Genomic DNA, 4,039 nt, shown 5'->3' on the forward strand with positions numbered 1-4,039 from the left:
AACCCAACCTTCAACCTTCATGGTCTTTTCACCTGAGCCGAGTTGGGCACGGACAAACTGTGTCCTGCGCTCAGTTAACAGCAAACTCAGAGCCATGACGAATTCAGAGGCGCTACCGACCAGGGTGCCAACTCGAGAGATTGGTACAGCATTGCCAATTAGGGCAACCAAGGTTCCCACAAATAGCCATGGCCATTTCAGCCTGACCCAGATGCCGATACCAATCAGCAGCACGAACAAATTGACCAAAATTGTTACAATTGGTGGACCACTCACTTCCGCTACTGTGTAGCGCAAGGTGCCAGCAAAAGTGACTGGAACCAATTCTAGGCCAACAAAGTGGGTCGCCACTTCATACCCACCCAGTCCTAGGGCAAGCACCCAGGATAACACTCGTACAATTGTATTAGCCCAAACTGCTCCAGCCCGGTGAGCTAGCTCAACAGCAATTACAATAAATAGGGGCACCACTAAAAAGTGTAAGAGGAAGCGTACCATACTCAGTGATTTGAGGAGATCGCCTTCACCAATCAGGCTCCCCATGGCCAAAACTAGATTGTCATAGCTAATGCTTGCTAGCACAATGGGCAGCACAATCATGGCCAGACTAGTTGAGCGACGCCACAGGCGAATTGCCCATGCCAGTAATACCAATTCCACCAAAGCAAGACTGAGATGGCCAAGGGGATAAATTTTTAACAAACTTTTAGTCATGATGTTCCATAAACTGAAACAATATCTAAGCTTGGTCTTGATAAGTGCTATGGCTGTGGAAAAACGTGACCAACCTATGCAAGACCGGCTTATGGGTAAAAGTATTGATCGTCGAATAGCAATTACCCTTAGTTACCAGTTAATTGATTTAAATTCATTGTTGCAAGTTCCTGGATTGATAAATTTACGTTAATTAATAAATCGCAAGATATTGTAGTCAAATCCGACCTCACCATTCACGTCTTAGCTAAAATCGGTAATGCTGGATCAATAAAGAGACTCAGCCCTAATCGTTTTTTAAAATAGGGCACTTTTTCGTGACCCGGTTTGGAAGGTCTCAGTTATGTTACCCTGAGCATAAATAGTTGATAGCTGATTAGCCTTGGGCTGAATGGTTACCATCAGATTACAGTCACGGTTACGATATTGAATATTTTTCTATTTCTTCTTGTGTCAATTAAGAGAAAATACTTTAAAATAAGTAGGGTAAAATAAGTAGGGGCAAAAATGCTACCCTCACCAGCCTTGAGGTGGGGAGATTATTGCCTGTATATTTCACTAACTCTCTATCCTAAAGGGTACAGTGTTGGTGATAATGCAAGTAATTAAAAAAAAATAGCAATAATACAAGGATTAACTAAGTCGATAATTTCAGATAACTTCAATTGAAGAACGATCTGGTTTTTAGCCCGTTAGTGGTTTGATTGCTAAGTTAAACGTAAGCATAGGCTTACAGTTACACCGACTTGGGGTGGTCAATCATGACGAAATCGAAAGGATTAGCTTTAGTCTCAGGGTTCATAAAACTGATTATCATTGGTAGCCTGATTCAACCGATGCTTGTCGGTTGTACTCAACCAACAGAAAATGTGAGTAAGGCGGATTTAAATCAAGAGATTCAACCAACAGAAAATTTGGTTAAGGCCGATTTAAATCAAGAGATTCAACTCCAGATCGATCAGATGGCGTTAATGGAATCGAAAACGATGCAAGTTAAGGTGCTGGATATAGTAGAAGATTCCAGATGCCCAGCTGATGCCTTCTGTGTGCAACCAGGACAAGTGACCATTGCCTTCGAGGTTATCAAGGAAAACTCAGAACCAGAGGAGGTTGAGTTAACCCTCAGAGCAGCCCAAGAAAATTTAGCTGTTAAAAATTTTGATGGCTATTCCATGACATTAAAAAATGTTGAACCCTTGCCAATGACTAATCAGGAAAAAATAATACAATCCGACTATATTGTAACGATTGTTGTATCAAAAAGTTAAACCCTCGGAAATCTAACCTATAATGCTCTAATTTGGGTATCGATTTTTTCAATCTAGACACCACAGATAAAGGGGTTGCTGATTTGGGGGGATGATTGATGAAACTGTGAAACAGGGTGAAGAGACTAGAAGTAAGGGAATATAAAACGGACTCAATCATCCTACCCATAAGCAATGCCATAAATCAGAAACTGTTTTGAGTTTCCTTCGCTATGATTAAAAGTGGCTGGCAAAGCTTCCAAGATGTTGCTTCGGGCAAAAAAACTTGGCAATAAAACCTGAGCTAGCAAGGGCGATCATAGTAATAGCAAAAAGACTTAAATAATACTATGCCTACCAATATAAACCATCACCACCATCACCACCATCACCACCATCACCACCATCACCACCATCACCACCATCACCACCACAACCCTCTGCACTGTATAGTTCCGGCGTATATGCTGCGGGAAGTTTCAGAACAGGGAAGCCCTATGCAGCGAGAACGGGCATTGAGCGCCCTAGTGGAATCTGGTCAGTTCCGTGGGGTGCGCCAGGAATTAGCTGACTTCTCCACACGACCCAGTGCCCGAGAAGGAGGAGCAGCCAAAGAACGGGTGATCTACCATGCAGACTACCAAACTCGTTTACCTGGCCGTAAATGCCGGGGGGAAGGAGACCCTGCCACAGGTGACACAGCAGTGGATGAAGCCTACGATGGTTCTGGAGCCACCTTTGATTTATATAGTGACATTTACGAGCGGAACTCCATTGATGATCGCGGGGTGGTGTTGAGCTCAACCGTTCATTATGGGAGCGGTTTTGACAACGCCTTCTGGAATGGTAAACAGATGACCTATGGGGATGGGGATGAAGATTTGCCAGAAGAGGAGAGACTGTTCAATCGCTTTACTATCGCCATCGATATTATTGGCCATGAACTGACCCATGGGGTGATCCAATATGAAGCGGGACTGGTTTATCGGGATCAACCAGGTGCTCTCAACGAACACTTCGCTGATGTATTCGGCATCCTAGTTAAGCAACGGACACTGAACCAAACGGCTAGTGAATCGGATTGGGTGATTGGAGCTGGTCTGTTTACTGAGAATGTCAATGCTAAAGGCATTCGCTCCATGAAAGAACCAGGGAGTGCTTATAACGACCCCAGACTAGGTAAAGACCCTCAACCAGGTCATATGCGAGACATCTACACCGGGTCTCAAGATAATGGTGGGGTTCATATCAATTCTGGTATCCCCAACCGGGCCTTCTACATTGCTGCTCTGGAAATTGGTGGATACGCTTGGGACAAGGCCGGTTGGATCTGGTATCTTACCTTGAGGGATAAGCTGGGTACCACCTCAGAATTTAATGATGCTGCCAGAGAGACATACAAGGTGGCAGGTGACCGATTTGGTGTTGGCAGCCTGGAACAAAAAGCTGTCCGTAAAGGTTGGGAAGAGGTAGGTATTGAGATTATTGAAGAGGCTCCGAAACCTCAACCCCCCGAACCCCCAGGATGCGGCGCAGGTGCGCCAGACTTTATCAGGTCTTTCTTCATCCCCTCCCCTTAAGGAGCTCATAAGGGTAGGTTTTTTAAAAAGACCTCAGGTGTGGGGTGTGGGGTGTGGGTTGTAGGGTGTGGGGGTACAGACAAGCGATGCAGAGGTGCGACAATCACGCGAATTTAATAATTAGATTCGATCGCTTTTAGCGGAAGCTGAGGCCTTTGGCCACGCTTCGCGAACGCGAAGCGTCGGCTTTGCCGAAACGCTTCCGGAGCGTAGCGTGACCAAAGGTCAATCAGCGCACCAAAGCCCGACCTGCGGGGGTTTTCCCCACTCGCGCAAAGCATGGCTGACAATGATGATTTTTAGCGATGCAGCGCCTTCTTATCCCCCACACCCCACACCCCACACCTCACACCCCACACCTCACGTCTTTGTTAAAAACCTACCCCTGTGAGCCCCTAACCCCTCCCAGGAGGGGAATTTTTTTAATAAAAAGGTATTTTTCACCTTAAAGGTGAAAATATCCTCTCCCCATCACCCCACACCCCACACCCCACACCC

At 45.6% G+C, this 4,039-nt stretch carries 3 protein-coding genes; 2 read left to right on the forward strand and 1 reads right to left on the reverse strand.

The window, feature by feature from the left end; translation table 11 throughout:
- A partial coding sequence (locus AC4II3_RS13175) for a hypothetical protein (protein ID WP_488010290.1) occupies positions 1 to 714 on the reverse strand: 714 nt, incomplete at its 3' end.
- Positions 715 to 1,475: 761 nt separating this feature from the next.
- Between AC4II3_RS13175 and AC4II3_RS13180 the strand changes: the two genes are divergently transcribed.
- Together AC4II3_RS13180 and AC4II3_RS13185 are read left to right on the forward strand one after the other, a co-directional pair.
- The gene (locus tag AC4II3_RS13180) at positions 1,476 to 1,982 is read left to right on the forward strand and encodes a hypothetical protein (protein ID WP_488010289.1); all 507 of its coding nucleotides are present in this window, start codon (positions 1,476 to 1,478) and stop codon (positions 1,980 to 1,982) included.
- Positions 1,983 to 2,458: 476 nt separating this feature from the next.
- The gene (locus AC4II3_RS13185; RefSeq protein ID WP_490722824.1) at positions 2,459 to 3,541 is read left to right on the forward strand and encodes a M4 family metallopeptidase; all 1,083 of its coding nucleotides are present in this window, start codon (positions 2,459 to 2,461) and stop codon (positions 3,539 to 3,541) included.
- The last annotated feature ends 498 nt before the right edge of the window (positions 3,542 to 4,039 follow it).

This window comes from Moorena sp., assembly GCF_982860115.1.

Coding starts and splice junctions, on each gene's coding strand:
- AC4II3_RS13185 (WP_490722824.1), top strand. CDS start 2,459: ATGCAGCGAGAACGGGCATTGAGCGCCCTAGTGGAATCTGGTCAGTTC.
- AC4II3_RS13180 (WP_488010289.1), top strand. CDS start 1,476: ATGACGAAATCGAAAGGATTAGCTTTAGTCTCAGGGTTCATAAAACTG.